This is a genomic window from Nitrosomonas ureae (assembly GCF_900108305.1).
GTDB classification, from domain to species: domain Bacteria; phylum Pseudomonadota; class Gammaproteobacteria; order Burkholderiales; family Nitrosomonadaceae; genus Nitrosomonas; species Nitrosomonas ureae_B.
This window is the reverse complement of sequence record NZ_FNUX01000015.1, coordinates 14,023-38,760: the sequence shown is the minus strand read 5'-3', so window position 1 is coordinate 38,760 and position 24,738 is coordinate 14,023. Positions and strand designations below refer to the sequence as shown.

Below are 24,738 nucleotides of genomic sequence, written 5' to 3'. Positions count from 1 at the left end.
TTCACGGTAAAAAATATTTTTAAAAGAAGTACCAGGGGGTTATCACATAAGATATTTATTATCATTATCTTAATGAATAATTTGAATGAATTTCCCCCTTGCTTTACGACAAGGGCACATCAATACTTTAATTTCTTGAACTATGATTGGATTAGGCTGGAAGCAGGAGAAAACATACTAAAAGACTCAATCACGTATGCAACGATTCTAACCACTCGTTATTGAAAGACAATGAATCTGAACTAATCTCAGGAAATGAAGAAACCCGGCTACTTTCCGAGTTGGGTAGCGCTTATCTCATCCAGCATAGCGCGATGATTCAGATAATCGATGGCGATGGGAGGCACGGCATGGTTGTGGGCCAGCCGCAGGGAGGGATATGAAGAGACATTCATGCTTCTTGCCAGTTGAATGTGCTGCTGTAGCTCACTTTCTATCGCCGCACTTGTTAAATCGTCGATAAAGGTTTGCGCGTCCAGTCCGATCTCCCGGGCGCAGGCGTGCAAGGTCTCCGGCAATGAGGGATTTTTCGCTTGTTGATAATAGGCTGTCTGAATAGCGCGAATCATTTCCGCCTCGGCATCCGCGCGTTGCCTTTTGGCTGCCAGCACTGCCCGGCAGGCCGGATAGGTTGAGCGGATAGGCGTGTTGCGCGACCAGAAATCCCAATTGAAATGAACTCCGGGAATGGTTTGTTCGATGCGTTGCCAGGCCTGCTGCACCATTTTCTGCGTTGCGAGCGGCATCGGTTCTATGGAATCCGGTGCAAGTCCGCCCACGACATAAGCAATCTCAATATCCTGCGGCAAATCCCGTTGCAATGCAGCCCAGCTTTGGCTGAATGCGTAGCACCAGCTGCACATGGGATCATGGATGTAATAAAGTATAGTTTTATCAGCCACCTTTCATCCTTTATGAATAAGCATCCTTAATCGTCCATCGGTTAGAGTTATCCTCTTCCACCGAATCTGCAACTTGAAAGCTGATATAACAAGTGTTTCTCAGGAAGAGTATTCCTAATGACTCAGATCAGGAAATTTCGGCTTCAATAGAAATAATAGAAATAACCGGCCCGAACTTTAATTATCCTAATGATTGCGCGTAACTGCGAAGCTTGCCAATTGCAAAAGACATTCTTTATTTTCTGAATCGGGCAAGGTAGCGATTGCAGCTACTGCAGTTGTCACCTCAGCTTCAGCGCATTTCTTTGCATATTCCAAAGCTGCAGTTTGGCGAATTACATTCAGGACGGGTTGAAAACCATCTTTCCCGCCATCTTCGATCGCCTTACGAATGATATCTGCCTGTTCCTGTGTACCCATGCGCATGGCATATATCAGAGGCAGTGTAGGCTTTCCTTCAGTCAAATCATCGCCCAGATTTTTACCAATATCATGGTTATTCCCGGAATAATCGAGCATGTCATCTACGAGCTGAAACGCGGTACCTAAATGCATACCATAAATTGCCATCGCATTTTCTTCTTCGGATGTAGCGTTCCCGAGTATTGCCCCGAGCCGGCTTGCCGCTTCGAACAGTTTGGCTGTTTTAAATCGAATGACCTGTAGATAATTTTCTTCGGAGACTTGTGGATCGCGGCAATTAAGCAGTTGTAAAACCTCACCTTCGGCAATCGTATTGGTCGCATCAGCAAGCACCTGCATCACACGCATATTATCGACTTCCACCATCATCTGGAAAGCGCGAGAATAAAGAAAATCCCCTACTAAGACACTAGCTGCGTTACCAAACAACGCATTGGCGGTTTCCCTATTTCGTCGTAATTCCGATTCATCCACCACATCATCGTGCAGCAGTGTTGCGGTATGAATAAATTCGATAACAGCTGCCAGGTTATAATGAAATTTGCCTGAGTAGCCAAAAGCACCCGCGGACAATATTACCAAAGCGGGGCGCAAGCGTTTGCCACCGCTATTAATGATATATTCACTGACTTGACGAATCAGCAGGACATGGGAATGTAATTTTTCCCGGATAACATCATCAACAATGCTCATATCTTGAGCAATGAAACTTCTAATATATTCTATTGACACAATATTACCTTGTAGAAAACGCTATGTTAGGAATGACGATACCCAAGTGTCAAGCATAATGATAAATTGTCAAAAATTTTCCACCACAATCAAGGGTTATTTATGTATAATTCGCCGTTCTGAAAAAGGGAAGTATGGAGTTAAGATATGTATGCGGTCATAAAAACCGGCGGTAAGCAATATAGAATTCAAGTGGGCGAAAAATTGAAAGTAGAGCAGCTGAAAGCGGAAAACGGCAGCGAGCTTATTATCGATCAAGTCTTAATGGTGGCTGATGGTGATAAAGTATCGGTGGGAGCGCCTCTTGTAAATGGCGCCAAAGTAAGCGCGACGGTGCTCGGTCAAGGACGGCACGACAAGATTCGTATCTTCAAGATGCGACGTCGCAAGCACTATCAAAAGCATCAAGGTCACCGTCAAAATTACACTGAAATAGAAATTACGGGCATTTCAGCTTAAGGAGTTGATAAATGGCACATAAGAAAGCAGGCGGAAGCTCAAGAAATGGGCGCGATTCACATTCAAAGCGGCTTGGAGTCAAGCGCTATGGCGGTGAATTAATTTCAGCGGGATCAATCATCATCAGACAACGCGGTACGCAATTCCATCCGGGAGAAAATGTGGGTATCGGCAAGGATCATACTTTATTTGCCAAAGTGACGGGAAGAGTAAGTTTCAGTATCAAGGGCGCCTTCAAGCGTAAATTCGCAAGCGTGATACCCGCATAAAAGAACGAAAAGACTCACTTATTCAAAAAGCCCTGTCAGATGTGATGGGGCTTTTTTGTTTTCAGAACATAATACTACACAGGAAATTTATACCTCGTTACTTATGAAGTTTTTTGACGAAGCGATTATTCAAGTTTATGCAGGTAAAGGCGGCGACGGAGTCGCTAGTTTCCGGCGGGAGAAATATATCCCCAGAGGCGGACCCGATGGCGGCGATGGCGGACGTGGCGGTAGTATCTTTGCTGTGGCGGATCGCAATATTAATACCTTAATCGATTATCGCTTCGCCCGCATTCATCGAGCCAAAAAGGGCGAGAATGGGCAAGGCTCAGACCGTTATGGCAAAAGTGCCGAAGATATCGTGCTGCGCATGCCGGTAGGCACGATAATCAAAGATATCAATACCGGCGAAACCATCGCAGATCTGATCCATGATCAGCAAAAAATTCTTTTGGCCAAGGGTGGATCCGGCGGAATTGGAAATCTGCACTTTAAATCCAGCACCAACCGTGCACCACGTCAGTTCACCCAGGGCGAGCCGGGACAGGAATTGGAACTGAAGCTGGAACTCAAGGTTCTTGCTGATGTAGGGTTACTCGGCATGCCGAACGCTGGAAAATCTACGCTTATTCGCGCTGTCTCTGCCGCTCGCCCGAAGGTTGCAGATTATCCATTTACAACCTTACAGCCGAATCTCGGCGTGGTCCGAGTCGATCATAATCGCAGCTTTGTCATGGCGGACATTCCTGGATTGATCGAGGGCGCGGCCGAGGGCGTTGGATTAGGGCATCGCTTTTTGAAGCATCTGACTCGCACCCGGTTATTGTTACATGTGATCGACATGACGCCACTCGATGCAGAAACCGATCTCATTCATGAAGCCCGGGCACTTGCCGGGGAACTAGAAAAGTATGATGAATCTTTATATCAAAAACCACGCTGGCTGGTTTTGAATAAAACCGACATGATGCCAGAACAAGAACGCGACGAGCTATGTCGTCAATTTGTCGACAAACTGGAATGGAAAGAAAACTACTTTATTATTTCCGCATTGACAGGTGAAGGATGCAAACATCTAATCTATGCCATCATGGAATATCTGGAGCAGCATTTGCCGCCACAGGATGGCAATTCTATTTTGGAAAATGAGATCCCGGATCAATGTTAAAGCAAGCACGCCGCATCGTTATCAAAGTAGGCAGTAGCCTGGTCACCAATCAGGGCAAGGGACTCGACCATTCCGCCCTGGCCGACTGGGCAGCACAAATTGCCACATTAAAACAGATGAATAAAGAAATCGTGCTGGTTTCCTCAGGTGCAATCGCTGAAGGTATGCAACGGCTCGACTGGGAAATACGCCCTACCGCACTGTACGAATTGCAAGCTGCTGCGGCTGTAGGGCAAATGGGACTGGCGCAAGCTTATGCCTCAAATTTTTCACGATACCATTTACAAACGGCTCAAGTACTTCTAACTCATGAAGATTTATCCAACCGGAAACGCTATCTTAATGCCCGTTCCACTCTGACCACCTTGTTAAAACTCAATATCATTCCCATCATTAATGAGAATGATACGGTAGCGACGGATGAAATCCGTTTTGGCGACAATGACACACTAGCGGCACTAGTGACCAATCTAATTGAAGCTGATGCACTGGTAATACTGACGGATCAGGCTGGATTATACACGAGCGACCCGCGCAGAAATCCGGATGCAAAGCTACTAAATGAAGTCAATGCAGGCGATTCCGCATTGGAAAAAATGGCCGGTGGCGTGGGTAGCAGTATCAGTCGCGGTGGCATGCAAACCAAGGTAATAGCTGCCAAGCGTGCTGCTCGCAGCGGTGCAAATACCATCGTGGCATCCGGTCACGAAAATAACGTGCTGGTGCGGCTGAGTCAGGATGAAGCTATCGGCACACTCTTCCTGGCCAGAGTGCCTGTTTTGGCGGCACGCAAGCAATGGCTGGCCGATTACTTGCCGGTACGCGGTTATGTTACATTGGATCAGGGAGCTGTAAAAGCGCTCTGCGTCGATAGAAAAAGCCTGCTGCCCATTGGAGTCACTAGCGTGGATGGCGAATTTGAGCGTGGAGAAACAGTAGCCTGTCTCGACGAGAAAGGCAGAGAGATAGCTCGCGGCTTGATAAATTACAGTGCGGTAGAAACACAGAAAATCCTGCAGCAAGCCAGTAGTAAAATAGAGGCCATATTAGGCTATGTCGATGAACCAGAGCTCATACACAGAAATAACCTAGTTCTGCTTTAATTTGTGAACTAGTACACGTTTACGCAAACTTGAGAGCTCCTACATTTTGCCTTTGGCAAAGCCTCGGAGCCTCTTTCAAGATTTTCTACTAGCCCGGGTTTAAAGGCGTTCTGACATTCTTTCGGGAATATCTAATACGTTTAGAAGAAAAAGTCATTCCTGCCTCAGTTTCCTTGCTTTCAACATGAAAGCTTTTTTCTTACCAATACTATAATTGTTATAACGCGAAGTGTCTTTTACGCACATATACCGCAATATTTCGTTATTAAAAGGTCTTAATACTTTCGGAAGATATTTTTTTACAATCTCCAGGCGTCTTGGTGTGTCGTGTTCACATGCCTTAAATACGTTTTCAGTAATGTCTCTCATAGCATCTATTTTAAAACCGCGGCATTCAATTGATTTAACGATCCTGTCTAACTTACCAAAGTTGATATTATCGTAATAGATAAGAATACCTCTATCATTTAATAAATTATGAATATCATCAAAAATATGGGGATTTTTGTATATACCTGTTTCAACACTCATGACGGCATCAAATTTTTTACTATCCGCATAAACGTCTTTGAGGCTACTGTATAGCTTGATGTTATTTGGTTGCTCCCCAAGAAAATATTTACAGGTTTTTACTGCTTCTTTACATCTATCTAGACCTGTGAAATTTGATTTAGGTAATCGTGATTGCATGTGCATCAGTCCACCACCAGCACCGCAACCGATTTCTAATACTTGTTCACTATTTTCATCGTCCAAAAGATTTATATATTCATCATACAATTGAAGCTGATATTTATCATCAGCATCTAATTTTGTCGGGTAATAACCATAATTGTTGGTTGTAATGCGCACTCCATATTTTTTACTGATCTGTCTGAATCCTCTATAAATAAAGTAATACAGCCATGCTTCTAATTTTAAGCTTTTTGCAATTTTAACAAAATCGTGTATTTTGACCTTCATTCGATCCTTTAGAGCAAGTTAGTAATAATTAAAATTACGGGAGTAGGAAATGGATTTTACCTTGTTGAATTAATATTTTTTAAGAATATGATCGCAGCCTAACCAAATTTTTAATTTCATTTAGAGCTTGTTAGAAACAATCCAGCCATAATTAATTGCAGCATTACAAGTATCAGGAACAATATTCAAACGTTGCGCTTGATGGCCATAACATGTATTAGTACTGAGCCTTTCGTCCAGCTGATTTTACTTGCAAGAATCGATGACTATCTCATTCGATAAAAACACACAACGCATCGCTGCCATTGATTGGTTGCGTGGAATTGTCATGATACTGATGGCGCTGGATCACGCTTCATGGTATTTCAATACTCATCGGATTTTTGCGGATTCCATTCTGCTGTATGAGCCTGGCGTACAATTTGCTTCCGATCAATTTTTCACCCGCTGGATCACTCACATCTGCGCTCCCACTTTCATCTTCCTGACTGGCGCATCCATTGCCATCAGTAATTTTCAGCGGCGGCAGCAAGGTATCAATAGTGCGGTCATTGACCGCGAATTACTGCTTCGGGGCGCTTTTATTACCTTGATTGATTTATGCTTGTTTTCTCTGGTTTCTGGCAAACCTATATTCCAGGTACTCTATGCCATCGGCATCAGCATGATGTTGATGATTCCTCTACAGCGGCTTGGAATCCTCATGGCCCTTTTACTGTCATTGTTGATCATCCTCGGAAGTGAATTATTGCTTATGATACTGTGGCAACCAGGAAGTGAGGTTCCCTTCTGGCTGGCAATCACTTTTGCGCCGGTATTCGGGGAAGCTTATACCGTGCTGTACCCTGCATTACCTTGGCTGGGTATCATGCTCCTGGGTTGGGTGTTCGGCCAATGGTTCATCGCAACCTCATTCGATTTACGGACAGTTGCACGCCTGCTGATGACCATCGGCTGGTTTATGTTGACTTTATTTGTAATAATTCGCGGCCTGGATGGTTATGGCAACATGTTCATGCACCTGGAAGGGAATACGTTGATACAGTGGCTGCATGTCAGCAAATATCCGCCAAGTCTCGCTTATATCTTACTGGAACTGGGTTTAATGACAATTATTTTGGCACTGCTAATGCGTCTGGAGTCTATGAAAAGAACTATCAATCCCAACGGACCTTTGCTGGTCTTCGGACAAACCGCACTATTCTTTTATCTAGCCCATTTCTGCGTGCTGACCGTACTGAAACTCCTGTTTGAACGCGGCAGCCTGGAACAAACTTACGGAATCACGCTGGTGGCGCTGATCATTCTTTACCCGGTCTGCCATGTTTACCGTTCACTGAAATACCACTACCCGCAAAGCTTATTGCGTTTTCTGTAGAACGAGCTATGATCGGGGGATCCATGGATAAATACAAGAGGAAACAATTGATGCGGACAAAAATAATTAATACACTGTGCTTAGGCTTAGTTTTAGCAGGCTTTTTAACAGGATGTTCAACAACTCAGAAAGTAACCAGTTCAGCCAGAACAGCCACTGAACAGCTATTAATAAGCGAAGCGGTGATGCGTAGTGTCGCCAAATCGCCAGATTTTTCTTTACCTATCCCTCAAGGCTCTGTGGTTAAACTGGATATGTTCGGAATAAGCGGAGATAAGGATTTAGTGAAAGGAGTTGTAGCGGGTTGGCTAGGACAACAAGGTTATATCGCACAAGACGAGTCTGCCACCTATCGCATAAATGTTATAGTCGACTCTTTAGGAACGGAATATAGTAATACTTTTTTTGGGATTCCTCCGATTGCTGCGACCTTAATCCCCATTGCATTACCCAAACTTTCGTTTTATGAAGCAGATTCACAAACAGGGTATGCTCGGTTTCATTTAGATATCTTTGAGATGCCCTCCGGTCGCTTCGTAGGTACAACTCCACCGTTTATAGCTGATACCCATTTTAATATGCATACCGTACTATTTTTATTTAAATTCAAAAGAACCGATCTGGCATCGCCTCCATCTGCTGGATCTTTCACGAATCTGGTACGCTAACAATCAATGCAATATCGGTAATTTATCGTTTTCCCAGAGAAACCGGAAGTATTTAAGGAAATGAGGATTGCTTTAGAATGGCCCTGTGATTTCATAGGTTATGCCATCCTTAAGCAATCCGGTCTTGCCGCGTATAGAACTAAAATATAAGCGTGATCCATCCGGACTAAAAGCAGGTCCGGTTATCTCGGAACCATCCTGATTTACGATTTGCAATATAGGTCTCACTTTACCTTCCGCCAAAGCAACAAGTTGCATATTCCCGCCATCTTCAGCAATCAATAACTCTCCGGCAGCATTGCTCGTGATACTGTCTACTCCGGTCAGTATGGGATCTAGATACAATGAAGCATCATAAATAATCCTCAAGGATTGTTTTAGAACATCATAGGCCCAAACGCGATTATCTCCTTTGGTTGAGAAATAGACGATTCCCCATCGGTACCAGATACCTTCCCCACCATTAAAAGAGGTACTGGCAGCGACTTGTTTTCGCGTAGATAACGAGGTCGCCAATGGGTCGGGCACAGCATGCCAATGCACGGCTCCAGTGCTTTTATCAATTACTTCCGCAACCTCCAAAATGCCATGATCAAGATTGGGATTTCCTTTCGCATCAAAGGTATCAGCGGTATAGCGATAAAGACAACCATTCGGCTCATCTTCGGTCAGATAAATTTGTTTTCGTGCGAAATCCACGGCAATCGCTTCGTGCCGGAATAAACCTAAAGCGCTTCTGGGTTGCGCGGCCCTTTTCCCGGATGGATCGCATTCCCATACCATTCCTCTATCGACTTCTTCGCATGATAACCATGTCCACCACGGCGTCTTGCCACCGGAACAATTACGGTCCGTCTGATTTAATATGGAATATGCATCAATAACCTCTCCCAGCGGATTGAAGCGTAAAGCGCCGACACCGCCGCCGCCATGATCAATCTCACTGTTGGAAACATAAATCCAACCACCATTCACCATACGAAAAACAGCACCGCCATCTGGAGCATCATGCCAGGTATAATTAAAAAGTTTTTGCCCTGAATATGCCACAACACGAGAAGTAAAACCCGGAGGCAAGCATATCCCATTAGCATCTGCTGGCCCCAGGTTTCCCAGGGATAACAATGAAGAAGCCGCAGCTCTGGCAGGTGATGGTAACAAAATATTGCCAAAAAATGCACCCAATCCCATAAAACCGTATTGCAGAAACCTGCGGCGATTAACGTCTTTAATATCAAGTTTGCGCATCATCCAACATCCTGATTTTTGGAAAATGCCATACTATGATGTTGCCTTTCCGGCACAAGGAACTAATACAACGATATTTCAGCTTCTATTCTGAGGTATGCAGTCAATTCTTTGCATCGGTATGTTTTCTCCCCGCACCTTCCCGAATGCGCATGACTAAGTCAGAAGTTGAAATACCGGGGGTATAGGACAATTCCTGAATCATCCCGGCCGGCAACATGTGACATAGTTTATATTTCTCCTGGCGCTCCTGTTCCGAAGCGCAAGCGAAAGTATAAATATCGAAACCGTTCCGCAGCATATATTCCGGCGTAACCCCCGGCGGGGTTTCCGTCATAACGGCATCGACATATTTGCAGGCAGCCACAACCGCAGCCCGTTCTGCCTGCTTCATAACCGGTAATTTTCCTTTGTTTTCCATCACGCGCTCGTCAGACACCACACAGACCGTCAAATGCGTACCCAATGCACGTGCCGCCCGCAAAAAATTGATATGCCCCTCGTGAAATAAATCAGCTACCATGCGCGTATAGATGCGTCTCTGTAATTGATTCTTCGGCCACACCGGAATTTCACGGTTTAAACGCACCATCGCGCGTTCCATCCATTGACGGCCACGCAATGCGAGGACATCATCGGGGTCTTTCAATACAATTTGGTGCGCATAACACCATGCTTTGGTCAGGTTTCCCAGCAACCAGTGTTGTATCAACCGGTGATACGCGTAGCAACGCACCAGCAAAGTAAAATTCTCCAGATTGAGCGCAGACACCACAGTATCCCAATTAGGATTGGGCGTGCGCCAATCGCCATAAAATGCCCGCAGAATCTTTTCCGGCTGACGTGGAAACCAAGCAGTCCCATAATCAGTATCTCTCCGGATCAAATCAAATTTAGGAAAGACCGATACGCGTTGATAGTCATCCGGATGACCAGGCAAGGCAAAGCCACCCACAATTTGCTTCCCTCTATCTTGCAAACCGCACACATCCAACGTGATTCCCAATTCCGGATGCACATAATCACGATAATTGGCATATTCGATGCGCATCGGCACCTTCTCCCACCCTGCTTGCTCCAATGCAATGCAACAGGCATCCCAGGATTGCATTTGCACCGCGATATCGATGTCTTTATCAAAATCCAATAAACCGCCGTTACGCACTAAACCCAGCAGAGTACCCGCAAACGGAAATGCGGGAATATCCAATCGAGCTAATTTCGCGCAGGTGGTCCACAACAATTTTTCCGCTTCACCCGAGGAAAAAACATTCGTCCCGGTTTGTGACTGTTTGGTTTTTTCCTTTTGCGGCGGAATTTTCCCGGATTTAGCCAGCGCCATTAAATGATTTAAAGCGGTTGTAAAATGTACTTGCGACGCTGACAGATCCAGCAAAATAAAACTTGCGGTTCCCAGCACATGCGCCCAATGCGCTTTATAAAAATCACCCTGCACATGGTCATAAATGGCTGCCGCATAAGCCGGTACTTCAGCGGTGCGTCCGGTACGCATCGCCAAAGAACACCATAAGCGGGCAACGTCCTGAGATAATGGATTCTCGATTTTAAGCTTACCAAGTATCTCATCCGCTTCATTGAATTTACCTGCCGCGATCAGATTCCTCCCCTGCAGCAGCCGTTCGCTCAATTTCTGGATCATGATGAATCGCCCGCTATGCTGGTTGCTATATTTTCTATCATCACTTTATCATGCCTATTCGTGTAACTATCAACACCAATTGATTGCATTTTAATCATTATTCATTATAATAGGAATCATTCTCATTAGAGTTTAATAATGAGGCATCAAAAAAATTACGTCAATTCAATACATAATCAGGAGATTATATTATGGCAGTCATTACACAAACTCGCCCAAATTTAGGATCAGGAGCAGTTAAATTTATCGATGGCATTGGATTCGACGGTATTGGATCCGCCGGATTTGACGACAACGATTTACTCATTATCGGTGATGAACTGGATAATATTCTGGAAGGTGGACCCGGTCACGATGAAATCGAAGGTAGCGCAGGAAACGATACCATCACCGGCGGAGCCGGCAATGGGATTTTGAACGGCGGCGACGGCGACGATATTATAGATGGGCAGGAAGGTACCGAAAGATTATTTGGCGGCAATGGTAACGACATCTTGCTGGCAGGCGGCAGCGTGCCTGTTAGTCTCGTTGCCCCTGGAGCTGGGGATTTTGACAGACTGAATGGCGGAGCGGGTAACGATACGTTTGGTTTTTATGGCGTCGGAAACTTTGAGATTGCTGATTTCACAATCGGTGAAGATCGCTTGTTTTTTGATTCTGAAGTACTTGGAATCACTCAAGTTTCAGAATTACTTCCGCATATCACCAATTTTGTGGATAACGGCGATAGTGGGTTTACTGCTGAATTCCTCGGCGGTGCAGCCTACATTGAGCTGGTTGGCGTAAACCTGAACTCAATCACTGCAGACATGATCGTCTTTACTCTTTGATATCAATTCATTAATTGCTTCCAACATCCACTGGAAGCAATTTAATATCCTGAAATGCAGAGTCCGATGTTTCCCGGGTAACTACAAAACAAGCTTGTAACTGCCTGTGTTTAATCTAATCACATTGCCGATTTCATACATCGATTCAAAGCAATCCCGACAAACGAGTACCTTACCATGTTACTTCCTGCTGTATCTTTATCGTTATACAAAATATCAAGTTAAACTATAAAACTTTTTAATTCCGGGTCGCGTTATGGATGAACAATCGAGTCTGCTGGCGTTATTCACCAGCAGTTTTCTGGCTGCCACCCTTCTTCCAGGCGGGTCGGAAGTTGTTCTTGTGGGTGTCTTGTTGGCATATCCTGATCTCCACTGGCAAGCGCTTATTCTGGCAACCATCGGAAATACATTGGGCGGGATGAGTTCGTATCTTATTGGCCGGTTACTACCGGATGAGAAAACATTACATAAAAAATTGGGAGGCAGTACGCGAAGTCTGGAATGGGTGCGTCAGCACGGCACCCCTATTCTGCTTTTATCCTGGGCGCCTCTGATCGGTGATGTGTTATGCGTGGCTGCCGGATGGTTACGAGCCAATTGGTTATGGGCGCTATTATTTATTGCAGTGGGTAAGTTTGCCCGTTATTGGGTTATTGCAACGGCAATCAATTAGCTCGAAGCCTGCTGCACGATTCAGTCGTTTATGGATGCAAACACCCTGAATCGTGGCTCACTATTTTAACTGGAATCAGTTTTCGAACAGTTTTTGCAACTCTCCGGACTGGTACATCTCTGTCACGATATCCGAACCGCCGATAAACTCACCATTCACGTATAGTTGAGGAATGGTGGGCCAATTGGAAAAATCCTTGATACCTTGCCTGACTTCCGGATCTGCCAGAACGTCAACCGAGAAAACGTCATCAACACCACAAGCTTTAAGAATATTCACAGCGTTGGCTGAGAAACCGCATTGCGGTTGATCTAAGGTACCTTTCATATAAAGCACCACCGGATGCGTAGTAATTTGCTGTTCGATTAAATCTTCAACGTTCATAGTATTAATTTCTCCAAAAGATTATTCCCAAAAGTTTTATGCAGAAAAAACAAGAAAACAACTAATTAATTAGTACATTAGAACCATAATGTAATTTTATGGTTTAGATTGACGAACTCAGCTGACCGCCACTTACCCGCATTATGCCAGCCAAATCCGGATAAGAACAAATATTACTGAAATCCATATCGCGTAACAATTGTCTGCAAGCCTCAGCCTGATCATAACCATGTTCCAGTAACAGCCATCCCTCCTCTCTCAGATAGCCAGGTGCTGCATTAATAATATGAGTAATGCAGGCCATACCATGTTCCCCTGCGGACAAAGCCATTTCCGGTTCAAATCGCAGATCGCCTTGCTGCAAGTGAGGATCACCCTCAGCCACATAAGGCGGGTTTGATACAATCAGATCATATTTCTCCCCTGAAAGTTCATCAAACCAATTTCCCCTGATGGTATTTAGATTAGCCACTTCCAGAATCTCTACATTGCTTTGACAGACATCGATAGCAGCGGGGGACAAATCAACCGCAATGACCTGAGCTTGAGGACGATGCTTGGCAATGGTAATTCCGATCACGCCGCTGCCTGTACCCAAGTCCAGCACTTTACAAGATTTCTGAGACGGTATCAGCTCGAGCGCCCACTCAACCAGTAATTCAGTTTCAGGACGAGGAATTAACACGGCGTCCGTGACTTTAAAAGTCAAGTCGAAGAATGCACGCTCCCCAATTAAATACGCCACCGGCAAGCCTTCAATGCGCTGCTGAACCAGGCTGGAGAATTTCTCGAATTGCTGTACAGTCAGCGCTTGATCAGGGTGAGTCAGCAAAAATGCATGATTCACGGATAACACATGCCGTAGCAATAGAATTGCATCAATACCATTAATTTCCGAGTATGCCGCAGCTAATGCTTGTGAAATCGTCACATGTGACATGGCAATGATTTAGAGCGATCAGCAGGCAATGATTATTCTTGCACTGATGCAGCTAACAACTCAGCCTGATGCTCGGCCATGAGTGCCGAGCAAAGCTCATCGATGTCTCCATCCATAATCTGATCCATCTTATAGAGAGTAAGATTGATACGATGATCGGTCACCCGTCCTTGGGGAAAATTGTAAGTACGAATCCGTTCCGAGCGTTCACCGGTACCCACCAGTGATTTCCGTGCAGCTGCCTGTTCCGCGTGCTGTGCGCGCATTTGTTTGTCGTGTATGCGCGCCGCCAACACGCTCAATGCCTGTGCTTTGTTTTTATGCTGCGAACGTCCATCCTGGCACTCCACAACGATCCCGGTGGGTAGATGAGTCACGCGCACGGCGGAATCGGTTTTATTGATATGCTGACCGCCGGCACCGGAAGCACGAAAGGTATCGATACGCAATTCAGCGGGATTCAAAATCACTTCACTCACTTCATCGGCCTCAGGCATAATAGCCACGGTACATGTAGAAGTATGCACACGACCCTGAGTTTCAGTTACGGGTACACGTTGAACACGGTGACCACCTGATTCAAACTTAAGTTTCGAATAAGCGCCACAGCCAATAATTTTAGCGATAATCTCTTTATATCCGCCAATTTCCGACAGGCTTTGCGAGATAATTTCCACTTGCCAACGTTGTCTTTCTGCATAGCGCGAATACATGCGAAACAAGTTTCCAGCAAACAAAGCGGACTCATCCCCTCCTGTTCCTGCGCGGATTTCCAGAAAAATATTGCGCTCATCATTGGGATCTTTCGGAAGTAATTGCTTTTGTATTTCCGATTCAATTTGAATCAGTTTTTCTTTCCCGGTTTGAATCTCAGTCTCGGCAAATGTACGCATATCCAAATCCGCATGCATCTCCCGCGCTGTTTGCACATCACGCTCGAATTGCTGATAAGACCGATAAAGCTCAACAATCGGAACAATTTCAGCATGCTCGCGCGTAAGCTTACGATAGTGATCCAAGTCTGCGGTTGCGGATTCGCTGCTCAGCAAATGATTTAATTCGTCCAAACGCACACTCAGGCGAGTGAGCCGGTCCATGATATTTTTGTTCATTGGGGACGGTGCAGTTGGTATAGCCGATTAATCAATTCGACTAATTCCTCACGCTCATCCGCTGCTGTCTGATTTAAAACATTGGAAGGCATGTGCAAGAATTTATTTGTTAAACCGGTACTTAAAGCCTCTATGACTTTCTTTGGATCTTCACCTTTCTCAAGCAATTTAGTAGCTCTAGCCAACTCATGCCGACGATAACGTTCGCCTTGGTCACGTAACGCGCGAATTGTGGGAACCATTTCACGCGTGGCAAACCAGCGCATAAAATCAACCACATTCGAATCAATGATAGTTTCAGCCTGTGTGACCGCATTAAGACGTGAATCCAGCCCTTCCTTAACGATCTCGGATAGATCATCGACATAGTAGAGAAAAACGTCATCGAGTTCCGCAACTTCAGACTCAACATCCCGCGGCACAGCGAGATCAACGATAAATATCGGTCGATGTTTGCGTATTTTAATTGCGCGCTCTACCATGCCTTTACCCAGTATGGGCAAGGGGCTTGCTGTACAAGTTACTACAATATCGTGCAGTGCCAATTGCTCGGGCAACTCGCTTAAAGTAATAGCCTGTGCATTAAAGCGATTGGCTAGTGCTTCAGCGCGTTCAGTAGTCCGATTGGCAACCGTGATCTTTTTGGGATTACGTGCCGCAAAATGATTAGCGCATAACTCGATCATTTCACCCGCGCCGATAAACAAAACCCGCTGCTCGGCAATATCGCCAAAAATCCGTTCAGCCAAGCGCGCAGCGGCTGCAGCCATTGATACAGAACTAGTACCTATTTCAGTTGAGGTTCGGACTTCCTTAGCAACGTAGAACGTGCGCTGAAACAACTTATGCAGTAATAATCCCAGTGTTCCGGCATGCTCCGCAGATTTAACCGCACTTTTTAACTGTCCCAGTATTTGCGGCTCGCCCAATACCATCGAATCCAAACCACTGGCCACCCGGAATGCATGTTTTACGGCCTGCTCGCGTGGCAATTTGTATATGTAGGGATCCAGTTCACGAGTCGGCAAATGATGAAAATCAGCCAGCCATACGACAGCATCTTCCGGTCTTTCGGTGCAACAATATACTTCAGTGCGATTACAGGTGGAAACGATGGCAGCTTCCTTTATTGGATTACGTCCAACCAGATCGCGCAACGCATGTTCCATCGTATTTTCAGGAAAAGTAACCTGCTCGCGCACATCCAGTGGCGCGGTGTTATGATTGATTCCAAAAGCAAATAATTGCATGGAAGATAATGTTGCCAAGGTGAACAATTAGAAAGAAATGATTGGTAATTATAATATTAGGTTTTCTTAAATACCATCAATGCAATTGATTTATTTCACTCTGGTTACTTAATGCCACGGTGTAATCGGAATTATTGAAATACTATTTTTTGGCGATCCTTCAATAATTCTATCGCTATAAGTCAAATAAACAAGAACATTTCTTTTGGCGTCATAAAATCGTACTACCTGTAACGATTTAAATAATAGCGATGTACTCTTTTTAAAAACTTCAGTGCCATCCTCATCACCATTTTTTACTTTCTCGGGCAAAGAAATCGGACCAATCTGCCGACATGCAATTGAAGCATCTGAAGTATCTTCAGCAATTCCGACCATACCACTGACCCCCCCTGTTTTGGCTCGACTTAGATAACAGGTGGCTCCAGCAATATCCGGATCATCAAATGCCTCAATTACGATTTTATCGTTTGCGCCTAACACTTTAAACTTAGTAGAAACGCTACCAATTTTTTCTGCCATCACATGAGAAGTTGTTTGCAGCATTAGAATACCGATCAACAATGCATTTAATAAACTCTTGGTACTAACAACTATAAAATTTTGCATAATTTTCTCCCGATAAATTCAATAGCACATACTGATTCTGCTTCTGTTTAACTCCGATCTCTGGCTACAATCTTGCGAATTAATGTCATTGAGTTCTGGCAGATATGTAAGTTGCAGACATACTCATTTTCACATTAGCCAGGAATTATAAAACCCGTATCATTCCGCCCATTTTTCTTGGAGTGACGCAAACCGGATAGATGTCATTAATCCCTAACCCATGCAATCGAAAATAACAGAAGATTATTATCTGATAATTGGTAGGCGCGATTGGATTCGAACCAACGACCCCCACCATGTCAAGGTGGTGCTCTAACCAACTGAGCTACGCGCCTGAAAAAAACGGATTTTAACCGAAACAACTAGCTGCTACAAATAATTAATTAAATTGGATGAATTGATTCAGTGTAAAAATTTAAAAATTTTTAATTCAAAGCCAGATTCTCCAAAAATACAAAAAGATCATGAGTTCTGGGTAATATAACCCTACAACGCACAGAAACACTACACGTCAATGAAGAACATTTCTTATCTAGCAAGACTAAATATCAATAATTTTGAAATGAAACTATTAAAATTCCATCTCTCGGATCCGGTTAAATACCGAATGTTTATTAGTAAAATTAAATTTTCGATAATGTTCATAATCAAATTTTCGAGTATACTCGCCCGCTGCAAGCAGCATCCAGTTTAAGTAGAGGAATTAATCTGGAAGCAATAAGTTAGAAGCAACCGAAGAGCTATATATTTATAAAATAATGAATTGGCATTTTGCCGAGGAGAATTTATGCGCAAATTAGTATTAGACTTCTTTTTATTGACACTACTGGTCCTGCCGCTTAGTGTCTTTTCTCATGGAGACGAAGAGCATGAACATGAAGAAGATAAACCAGCAGCTGAGTCCGCTTCACAGCTGGAAAGCGGTATCGGGTGGCGGGTTGTACGTACTGTGGAATTAGGGACTTCAGGGAAATTTGTGCATTTGGTACTGATCGATCATAGTAAGTATACCGACAAAACGATCTATAGTGCCGCCATTAATAGACTCTGTAATTCCAATGATGAATTTTGCAGAATCAGATTCTGGAGCGAAGAAAGATTTATACCAGAGAAAGCTTCTTTAACTATAGAGCAAAACAAACAACTGAGAGCTGATTATTTAGTCAATAAAGCGGGTGGCATTCATCATCTTCAATGGTCATGCAGTGTTAATCCTGATAAAAATAATTGCTTCTAAAATAGAAACTTGATGTGCTTGGATAAGTAGTACCGGACTATAAATCATTAAATATGCAAAGTACGCTTATCCACGCCAAGTGCGGCTTCGTGAAAAACTTCTGATAAAGATGGATGAGCATGAACAATGCAGGCGATATCCTGACTGCTGGCTGAAAATTTCATCGCCATGACCGCTTCTGAAATAAGTTCCGAAACATGCGGACCAATCATATGCACACCCAGCACACGATCAGTTTTCTCGTCAGCCAGAATTTTTATAAATCCACTGGTCTCATTTATGGCACGTGCCCGTCCATTCGCAATGAATGGAAACTGGCCAGCCTTATAAGCAATGCCAGCTGCTCTTAATTCCTGTTCGTTTTTTCCTACCCACGCAATTTCTGGCGCCGTATAAATAACCCAGGGTATCGTATTGAAATCTACTGCCTCATCTACACTAGTCTGCTTTGTTTCAAGATGTTTAATCATTTCCGCAACAGCCACGCCTTCTTCGAATGCCTTATGCGCCAGCATAGGCCCGCGAACTACATCGCCTACTGCATATACATTGGTCAGATTCGTCCGGCAATTCTGATCAACGATAATAGATCCACGCTCATCTACTGACAAACCATTCTCTTCCACACCCAATCCAATAGTATTGGGAATGCGGCCAATGGCTACAATCAGTTTGTCAACTTCCATGACCTGTTCCTGATTGTTGGAATCACCATAACTCACCACTACGAAATTACCGGATACCTTAACCGATTTGATATTGACACCGGTGTTGATTTGCAAACCAAGTTCTTTGGCGAAAATACTTTTTGCTTCTTTAGCGATTTGTTCATCTGCCGCCATCAGAAATCCGGGCATTGCTTCAAGAATAGTGACTTCGGCACCCAATCTGCGCCATACGCTTCCCATTTCAAGTCCGATCACCCCTGCGCCAATGACTCCCAGCCGCTTAGGTACTTCCGTCAAGGCTAAAGCACCGGCATTATCCAGAATCATCTCATTATCGATTGGTGCAAAGGATAATTGCCGCGGTATCGAACCAGTTGCTACAATCACATGCTTTGCCTCGATTGTTTCAGTAGTATCGCCATTGTCAACTTTTATTTTCCAGGCATGAGCAGATCCCTCCCGATTCAACAACGTTCCTCTGCCATGCATCGACTTAACCTTATTCTTTTTGAATAATGAAGCAATGCCGGCGGTAAACGTGGTGACAATTTTGTCTTTGCGCGCGATCATGGCCGGGATATTTACCGAAACATTTTCTGCAGAAATTCCATGTGCGGAAATTTTGTGCTGAATCTTGAAATAATTCTCAGAAGATTCCAGTAAAGCCTTGGAAGGAATACAGCCGACGTTCAGGCAGGTCCCGCCAAGGCTGGCTTTACCCTTTGAATTTTTCCACTCATCAATACAAACCGTATTTAATCCCAGCTGCGCACAACGAATTGCCGCAACATAACCGCCCGGGCCAGCACCAATAATTGCCACATCGAATGTTTCTAACATAATTAGACCTTATGTGAAATTTTTGTTAAGAGGTAATTTTAAAACAAAATAGGTTGCACATAGTTTACTTTGAAAAATAAATACGAATTTACTGCAACGGCAACTCGCCACTTTCACATCCAATAATGCTGATTTCACGCACTGCCTGCACATAATCTCCATTTTCACGCAATTTCATTATCGAACCGATATTATTTCTGGCATGCAAACGTGCCAGCCGGGAAAGGCTTGTCGCTGACATTTCCCAATGCAATCCATGTAAGATTTCGTCCACCCCTGCAGGATTATTGCAGATTAATATCATGTCGCAACCCGCATCAAGTGCGGCTTGCGCACGTGAAAGCATGGATTCCAAATAGTCTCCGGCGCCACGCATACTTAAATCATCACTGAAAATACAACCATCGAATCGTAATTCTTTACGTAAAATGTTTTGTAACCAGATTCTCGAAAATCCGGCAGGTTTGGAATCGATTTCCGGGTAGATGATATGTGCTGGCATTACCCCAGCCACCCCCGAATCAATCATGTGTTGAAATGGAACCAAATCGCCCGCCTCAATCTCAGTGTATCGACGTGAGTCAATTGATTTTTCCAAATGCGAATCAGCCTGAATATAACCGTGCCCCGGAAAATGCTTTACTATTGCCGGCATACCGCCTTTCTTAAGCCCGAGCATCAAATTATACGCCAGGTCCGAAACAACGCCGGCATCATGATGGAAGGCACGATCACCGATCACAAAATTTTTCCCATAATCAAGATCCAACACCGGTGTAAAACTGAAATCGATGCCACAAACATTTAACTCAGCCGCCAACACGAAACCAATCTGTTTAGCCAAGTGCCGGGCTCGGCTCGATTGCTTGTCCCAAATTTTTCCCAACTCACGCATTGCAGGCAGTTTTGTGAAGTTTTCCCGAAAACGTTGAACACGCCCGCCTTCATGATCAACTGCAATCAGCAAATGCGGACTTCGTAACGCATGGATCTGCTGCGTCAATTCAGTCAATTGACGATGGTTTGCATAATTTCGGGTAAAAAGAATAACACCTCCTGTGAGGGGATGTAAAAGCCTCTTGATTTCATCCCCAGATAATTGTGTTCCGGAAATATCGAGCATCACTGGTCCCAGCGGCACGATTATTTCTCCAATACGACAAAAGCACAGACCATATTTACTTCATCGCTAATAGAAAGATGATGTTGCGTGATTCCCTGGTCGAAAAGTAATTGATTGAGTTCAGGGTGAAATTGGAAAAATGGTTTTCCCAAACCATTGTGAGTAATCGTGATATATGTCAAATTTACCGGGTGCCGTAAACCTGTACCCATCGCCTTGGATAACGCTTCTTTAGCAGCAAAGCGACTAGCAAGAAAAAGTATTGGCTTACTGCTCGTTTGATACTCCTGCAATTCGCTATCGGTCAATATACGCCGTGCAAAGCGCTCGCCGAAACGACTCACCGATTGTGCAATCCTGGCTGATTCGACAATATCGGTTCCAATACCATAAATCATTTACGCGACTCGAGCATCAGCTGTTTCATTTCTTGTATGGCAGGTTTAAAACCAACAAAAATAGCTCTGGCAACAATTGCATGTCCAATATTCAATTCCGAAATTTCAGGAATGGCTGCAATGGCCTGAACATTTTCATAATGCAAACCATGCCCGGCATTAACTTTCAGACCAAGGTATCGACCCAAACCAACGGCTTCCTGCACCTCAAGAAAATGCTTTTTCTGCGCCTCAAATGAATGTGCATCAGCATAGCTGCCGGTATGGATTTCGATAACAGGTGCACCTGCTCGAGCTGCAGCATCAATTTGCAGCGCATCAGCATTAATGAACAATGAAACACGTATCCCCGCGTCTCCCAATTTTTGACATGCACGCTTGATCTGATCGAAATGCTTCACCACATCGAGCCCCCCTTCAGTTGTTAATTCTTCACGTCTCTCAGGCACTAAACAAATGTCGCAGGGCTTTATTCTAAGTGCGATATTAATCATTTCATCGGTCACTGCACTTTCCAGATTCATTCTAGTCGTCAACCGGTTACGCAAAATTTCCACATCACGATCCTGAATATGCCGCCGATCTTCGCGCAAATGTAAAGTAATCGCATCAGCTCCGGCAGATTCGGCGATCAATGCCGCTTCAATCGGGTCCGGGTATTTTGTTCCGCGCGCTTGCCGTAATGTCGCCACATGATCAATATTGACACCTAATTCAATCATTCTCTGAGATCCCCAAGACGCCAATAATTCTTAATGATTTATTCATACCCTAGGTTTCTTAGCACACTTTCACTATCAGCCCAACCGCTTTTAACTTTAACCCAAACTTCCAGATACACTTTCTCCCCAAACAATAATTCCATGTCTTTTCGTGCCTGGCTTGCTATTTGCTTAAGCTTTTCACCTTTCTTTCCAATAATAATTGCCTTCTGATTGGGTTTATCAACCAGGATAGTGGCATAAATCTTGTGCAGATGATTTTCCAACTTAAATTGATCAATCACAACGCTGGTCGAATAAGGAATTTCATCACCAACCAGGCGAAATAATTTTTCACGAATAAATTCTCCGGCAAGAAAACGCTCACTGCGATCTGTAATTTCATCCTTATCATACAAAGGTTCACTAACAGGCAAATAGTTACGAATAGTATTGAGAAGCTCTGCTAGCTGGATTTTATACATCGCGCTCACCGGTATGATGTCAGAAAATTTAACTACTTGAGCGACTTCACTCAGAAATGGCAATAGCTGATTCTTATCTGCCAATTTATCAATTTTATTGACCACTAAAATAATCGGAACATTCGCAGGTAGAATTCTGAGCACCGCAATATCGCGTTGATCAAGGCACATCGCCTCAATGACAAACAATATAACATTCACCTCGCGCATACTCTGGGTCACCACTCGATTCATCGCGGCATTTAAGCCACTGGTATAGTGTGTTTGAAAACCGGGCGTATCAACAAAAACAAATTGCGTCTGTTTATCCGTCAAAATACCGTTAATTCTGAAACGAGTTGTCTGCGCTTTCTTTGATGTAATGCTGATTTTCTGTTTCACCAACTTATTTAATAAAGTCGATTTACCTACATTGGGGCGACCGATAATTGCTACGTAACCAGTACGAAAATTGGCATGAAGGGTCATTCTAAGGCGTTATGGGTAGTAATTAGCTTATTAAACACTATTAATTTAGTGCGTGTGGTGCAGACAAATTTTTTCATAGGCTAATTTTGCAGCTACTTGTTCGGCACTCCGGCGATTGGTACCTTCACCTGCAGTTCGAATATTTAATGAGGATATTACACATTCTACTTTGAATTTTTGTTTATGCGCTTTACCGCTGGTTGTAACCACTAGATATTCTGGCAATGATAGCTTCTGGCTTTGTAAAAATTCCTGCAATAAAGTTTTAGGATCCTTAGCGGGTGATTTAAGATCAATATTTTGTATCAGAGGTAAATAGATCGCCATAACCACTGTTTCCACTTGCGCATAATCACTATCCAGATAAATAGCGCCCAACAAGGCTTCAAAAGTATCCGCAAGAATCGACGGGCGATGATAGCCACCGCTTTTTAGCTCACCTTCACCTAATCTAACCAGCTTATCCATTTGCAAGTTAAGCGCAATGCTCGACAATGCCTTTTGATTCACAAAATTGGCGCGAAGTCGGGACAGGTGACCTTCTGGCAATTCTGGAAAATGCTTATAAATTATTCCCGAGATTACGCAGTTCAATATCGCGTCGCCCAGAAATTCAAGACGTTCATTATGAGGAGTGCTGTGGCTTCGATGAGTTAATGCCGTTTGCAGTAATTGGAATTGAGTAAAGCAATATCCAAGACGTTCACAGAATATATCCAGTAACTGTCGGGTATTATTTGATATTGTCCCATCTTGCATAATCTTTCAGGTACTAGTCGCTCACTGCTTCAAAATCAATGCTTAAAGACACATTGGAAAATAGCGGAATTTTTGCTGTATAGCTGGCGCTCAAAATAACTCGTCCAGTTTCTCTATTTATCTTAATATCTTGACCACTAATAGACTTAATATCATCAATCTGAGCGCGTCTACTAAATGCTAGTCTTATTTGGTTTAGGTTCGTATTTTGCAAACCTGTATCTTTAGCAATGGCCGATAGATTTTTTTTAATTGCTGAGTATTCTATATAAGCCGGCACAATTCTCAGACTAGTGATAACAATTAACACCAGAACCACGGACCACATTAATAAACTGACTAAACCAATACCTTTTTGTCTCCGTGACATCTTGTGATAATTCACGTTCCCACCTCATAGAAAAAAGCTTATTATTTAATCGACACCCCGATACGACTAAGATCTCCAAAATTCCACCAAATCATGAATGCCTTACCGACAATATTTTCCTCAGGCACGAACCCCCAATAACGACTATCACTACTGCTATCACGATTGTCGCCCAAGGTAAAATAATTTCCAGCCGGCACTTCACAAGTAAACCCGGTACGACGATACTTGCAGTTATCACGGAATTCAAATTGCCGAACGTTCGAAAACTGAATACCCTTAATATCCTGGCTAATAATAATGGAATGACTTTCGTCAGCTAGATATTCCGAATAACGATCGGAATAAATATATCCCAACCCGGATTCGACATATTTATAGTCGCCTTCGTATTCCATTCTTATCACTTCCCCATTAATAATTAACTGTTTATTATGGTAAGTAATAACGTCACCCGGAATGCCAACCACTCGTTTGATGTAATCAATTGATGGATCTTCTGGATAACGGAAAACCAATACATCCCCTCGTTTGGGTTCGTCCATCTCCAAAATTTTCTTATTAATGACTGGTAGCCTTATACCATAGATATATTTATTTACAAGAATAAAATCGCCTATCAATAATGTAGGTAGCATTGAACCTGATGGAATTTTAAATGGCTCAATGACGAAAGAACGCAAACTAAAAACAATCAAAATGATAGGAAAGAAACTTTTGGGATATTCGATCCACCATGGTTCATTTTCATTCTGTCCGCGCTTTTTTTTCCAGAAAATAGTATCTAATAACCAAATACTGCCGGTAATTACAAGCAAAATTAAAAGTATCAATGGAAAATTCATGCAATTTCCTTTGATTGTGCACGATAGGTGCTATTTTGAATTATTATGTGCGCGTTAAAGTTCAACCTGA

Annotated in this window: 27 protein-coding genes and 1 tRNA gene; 9 read left to right on the top strand and 19 right to left on the bottom strand. The window is 43.6% G+C overall.

The window, feature by feature from the left end; all coding sequences use genetic code 11:
* Positions 1 to 269: 269 nt before the first annotated feature.
* Together C4S39_RS09425 and ispB are read right to left on the bottom strand one after the other, a co-directional pair.
* A complete protein-coding gene (locus C4S39_RS09425) occupies positions 270 to 902 on the bottom strand; it encodes a DsbA family protein (RefSeq protein WP_258039381.1) in 633 nt (210 codons plus the stop codon).
* Between the two features lie 186 nt (positions 903 to 1,088).
* The gene (ispB, locus tag C4S39_RS09420; RefSeq protein WP_103966769.1) at positions 1,089 to 2,057 is read right to left on the bottom strand and encodes an octaprenyl diphosphate synthase; all 969 of its coding nucleotides are present in this window, start codon (positions 2,055 to 2,057) and stop codon (positions 1,089 to 1,091) included.
* 147 nt (positions 2,058 to 2,204) lie between these two features.
* Between ispB and rplU the strand changes: the two genes are divergently transcribed.
* The 4 genes from rplU (at position 2,205) to proB (ending at position 5,056) form a co-directional block, all read left to right on the top strand.
* On the top strand, positions 2,205 to 2,516 hold the full coding sequence (gene rplU, locus C4S39_RS09415; RefSeq protein WP_103966768.1) for a 50S ribosomal protein L21: 312 nt from the start codon (positions 2,205 to 2,207) through the stop codon (positions 2,514 to 2,516).
* A gap of 11 nt (positions 2,517 to 2,527) precedes the next feature.
* A complete protein-coding gene (gene rpmA, locus C4S39_RS09410) occupies positions 2,528 to 2,785 on the top strand; it encodes a 50S ribosomal protein L27 (RefSeq protein ID WP_103966767.1) in 258 nt (85 codons plus the stop codon).
* Between the two features lie 103 nt (positions 2,786 to 2,888).
* Positions 2,889 to 3,953 (top strand): Obg family GTPase CgtA, encoded by a 1,065-nt coding sequence (gene cgtA / locus C4S39_RS09405; RefSeq protein WP_103966766.1) that lies wholly within the window; start codon positions 2,889 to 2,891, stop codon positions 3,951 to 3,953.
* Positions 3,947 to 5,056 (top strand): glutamate 5-kinase, encoded by a 1,110-nt coding sequence (proB, locus tag C4S39_RS09400; RefSeq protein ID WP_103966765.1) that lies wholly within the window; start codon positions 3,947 to 3,949, stop codon positions 5,054 to 5,056. The genes cgtA and proB overlap by 7 nt, the downstream gene beginning before the upstream one ends.
* 153 nt (positions 5,057 to 5,209) lie before the next feature.
* Here the strand turns inward: proB and C4S39_RS09395 are convergent, their stop codons facing one another.
* On the bottom strand, positions 5,210 to 6,019 hold the full coding sequence (locus C4S39_RS09395) for an SAM-dependent methyltransferase (RefSeq protein WP_103966764.1): 810 nt from the start codon (positions 6,017 to 6,019) through the stop codon (positions 5,210 to 5,212).
* 262 nt (positions 6,020 to 6,281) lie between these two features.
* On the opposite strand from C4S39_RS09395, the gene C4S39_RS09390 reads away from it, so the two are divergent.
* Positions 6,282 to 7,397 carry a DUF1624 domain-containing protein gene (locus tag C4S39_RS09390; protein ID WP_103966763.1) on the top strand — a complete coding sequence of 372 codons (1,116 nt, stop codon included), beginning with the start codon at positions 6,282 to 6,284 and terminating at the stop codon, positions 7,395 to 7,397.
* Between the two features lie 23 nt (positions 7,398 to 7,420).
* Positions 7,421 to 8,065, top strand: coding sequence for a hypothetical protein (locus C4S39_RS09385; protein WP_258039380.1), 645 nt, complete (start codon positions 7,421 to 7,423; stop codon positions 8,063 to 8,065).
* Between the two features lie 72 nt (positions 8,066 to 8,137).
* On the opposite strand, the gene C4S39_RS09380 is transcribed toward C4S39_RS09385, so the two are convergent.
* A complete protein-coding gene (locus C4S39_RS09380) occupies positions 8,138 to 9,316 on the bottom strand; it encodes a PhoX family protein (RefSeq protein ID WP_258039379.1) in 1,179 nt (392 codons plus the stop codon).
* Positions 9,317 to 9,416: 100 nt separating this feature from the next.
* Positions 9,417 to 10,973 (bottom strand): adenylyltransferase/cytidyltransferase family protein, encoded by a 1,557-nt coding sequence (locus tag C4S39_RS09375; RefSeq protein WP_103966761.1) that lies wholly within the window; start codon positions 10,971 to 10,973, stop codon positions 9,417 to 9,419.
* A 191-nt stretch (positions 10,974 to 11,164) separates the two neighbouring features.
* Here C4S39_RS09375 and C4S39_RS09370 point away from each other — a divergent pair, with 191 nt between their 5' ends.
* Both C4S39_RS09370 and C4S39_RS09365 read left to right on the top strand, forming a co-directional pair.
* Positions 11,165 to 11,803 carry a calcium-binding protein gene (locus C4S39_RS09370; RefSeq protein ID WP_103966760.1) on the top strand — a complete coding sequence of 213 codons (639 nt, stop codon included), beginning with the start codon at positions 11,165 to 11,167 and terminating at the stop codon, positions 11,801 to 11,803.
* A 256-nt stretch (positions 11,804 to 12,059) separates the two neighbouring features.
* Positions 12,060 to 12,479 carry a YqaA family protein gene (locus tag C4S39_RS09365; protein WP_103966759.1) on the top strand — a complete coding sequence of 140 codons (420 nt, stop codon included), beginning with the start codon at positions 12,060 to 12,062 and terminating at the stop codon, positions 12,477 to 12,479.
* A 75-nt stretch (positions 12,480 to 12,554) separates the two neighbouring features.
* Here C4S39_RS09365 and grxD read toward each other — a convergent pair whose 3' ends face one another.
* The 6 genes from grxD to C4S39_RS09335 form a co-directional block, all read right to left on the bottom strand.
* A complete protein-coding gene (grxD, locus tag C4S39_RS09360) occupies positions 12,555 to 12,863 on the bottom strand; it encodes a Grx4 family monothiol glutaredoxin (protein WP_103966758.1) in 309 nt (102 codons plus the stop codon).
* A gap of 103 nt (positions 12,864 to 12,966) precedes the next feature.
* A complete protein-coding gene (gene prmC / locus C4S39_RS09355) occupies positions 12,967 to 13,803 on the bottom strand; it encodes a peptide chain release factor N(5)-glutamine methyltransferase (RefSeq protein ID WP_103966757.1) in 837 nt (278 codons plus the stop codon).
* Positions 13,804 to 13,835: 32 nt separating this feature from the next.
* The gene (prfA, locus tag C4S39_RS09350; RefSeq protein ID WP_103966756.1) at positions 13,836 to 14,915 is read right to left on the bottom strand and encodes a peptide chain release factor 1; all 1,080 of its coding nucleotides are present in this window, start codon (positions 14,913 to 14,915) and stop codon (positions 13,836 to 13,838) included.
* On the bottom strand, positions 14,912 to 16,165 hold the full coding sequence (gene hemA, locus C4S39_RS09345; RefSeq protein ID WP_103966755.1) for a glutamyl-tRNA reductase: 1,254 nt from the start codon (positions 16,163 to 16,165) through the stop codon (positions 14,912 to 14,914). Before hemA ends, prfA begins: the two co-directional genes overlap by 4 nt.
* 108 nt (positions 16,166 to 16,273) lie before the next feature.
* Positions 16,274 to 16,774 carry a CreA family protein gene (locus tag C4S39_RS09340; RefSeq protein ID WP_103966754.1) on the bottom strand — a complete coding sequence of 167 codons (501 nt, stop codon included), beginning with the start codon at positions 16,772 to 16,774 and terminating at the stop codon, positions 16,274 to 16,276.
* A gap of 258 nt (positions 16,775 to 17,032) precedes the next feature.
* Positions 17,033 to 17,109 (bottom strand) — tRNA-Val (locus tag C4S39_RS09335).
* A gap of 452 nt (positions 17,110 to 17,561) precedes the next feature.
* On the opposite strand from C4S39_RS09335, the gene C4S39_RS09330 reads away from it, so the two are divergent.
* A complete protein-coding gene (locus tag C4S39_RS09330) occupies positions 17,562 to 18,011 on the top strand; it encodes a hypothetical protein (protein ID WP_103966753.1) in 450 nt (149 codons plus the stop codon).
* A 47-nt stretch (positions 18,012 to 18,058) separates the two neighbouring features.
* On the opposite strand, the gene lpdA is transcribed toward C4S39_RS09330, so the two are convergent.
* The 8 genes from lpdA to lepB form a co-directional block, all read right to left on the bottom strand.
* Positions 18,059 to 19,519, bottom strand: coding sequence for a dihydrolipoyl dehydrogenase (gene lpdA, locus C4S39_RS09325; RefSeq protein ID WP_103966752.1), 1,461 nt, complete (start codon positions 19,517 to 19,519; stop codon positions 18,059 to 18,061).
* Between the two features lie 88 nt (positions 19,520 to 19,607).
* Complete coding sequence (gene nagZ, locus C4S39_RS09320) at positions 19,608 to 20,660, bottom strand: beta-N-acetylhexosaminidase (protein ID WP_103966751.1); 1,053 nt, start codon at positions 20,658 to 20,660, stop codon at positions 19,608 to 19,610.
* A gap of 2 nt (positions 20,661 to 20,662) precedes the next feature.
* Positions 20,663 to 21,040, bottom strand: a complete 378-nt coding sequence (gene acpS / locus C4S39_RS09315) for a holo-ACP synthase (protein ID WP_103966750.1) — start codon at positions 21,038 to 21,040, stop codon at positions 20,663 to 20,665.
* Positions 21,037 to 21,762, bottom strand: a complete 726-nt coding sequence (gene pdxJ / locus C4S39_RS09310) for a pyridoxine 5'-phosphate synthase (RefSeq protein WP_103966749.1) — start codon at positions 21,760 to 21,762, stop codon at positions 21,037 to 21,039. The genes acpS and pdxJ overlap by 4 nt, the downstream gene beginning before the upstream one ends.
* 38 nt (positions 21,763 to 21,800) lie before the next feature.
* The gene (era, locus tag C4S39_RS09305) at positions 21,801 to 22,694 is read right to left on the bottom strand and encodes a GTPase Era (RefSeq protein ID WP_103966748.1); all 894 of its coding nucleotides are present in this window, start codon (positions 22,692 to 22,694) and stop codon (positions 21,801 to 21,803) included.
* Between the two features lie 45 nt (positions 22,695 to 22,739).
* On the bottom strand, positions 22,740 to 23,453 hold the full coding sequence (gene rnc / locus C4S39_RS09300; RefSeq protein ID WP_103966747.1) for a ribonuclease III: 714 nt from the start codon (positions 23,451 to 23,453) through the stop codon (positions 22,740 to 22,742).
* Between the two features lie 13 nt (positions 23,454 to 23,466).
* The gene (locus tag C4S39_RS09295; RefSeq protein ID WP_103966746.1) at positions 23,467 to 23,838 is read right to left on the bottom strand and encodes a DUF4845 domain-containing protein; all 372 of its coding nucleotides are present in this window, start codon (positions 23,836 to 23,838) and stop codon (positions 23,467 to 23,469) included.
* A gap of 26 nt (positions 23,839 to 23,864) precedes the next feature.
* On the bottom strand, positions 23,865 to 24,668 hold the full coding sequence (lepB, locus tag C4S39_RS09290; protein WP_103966745.1) for a signal peptidase I: 804 nt from the start codon (positions 24,666 to 24,668) through the stop codon (positions 23,865 to 23,867).
* Positions 24,669 to 24,738 lie beyond the last annotated feature (70 nt).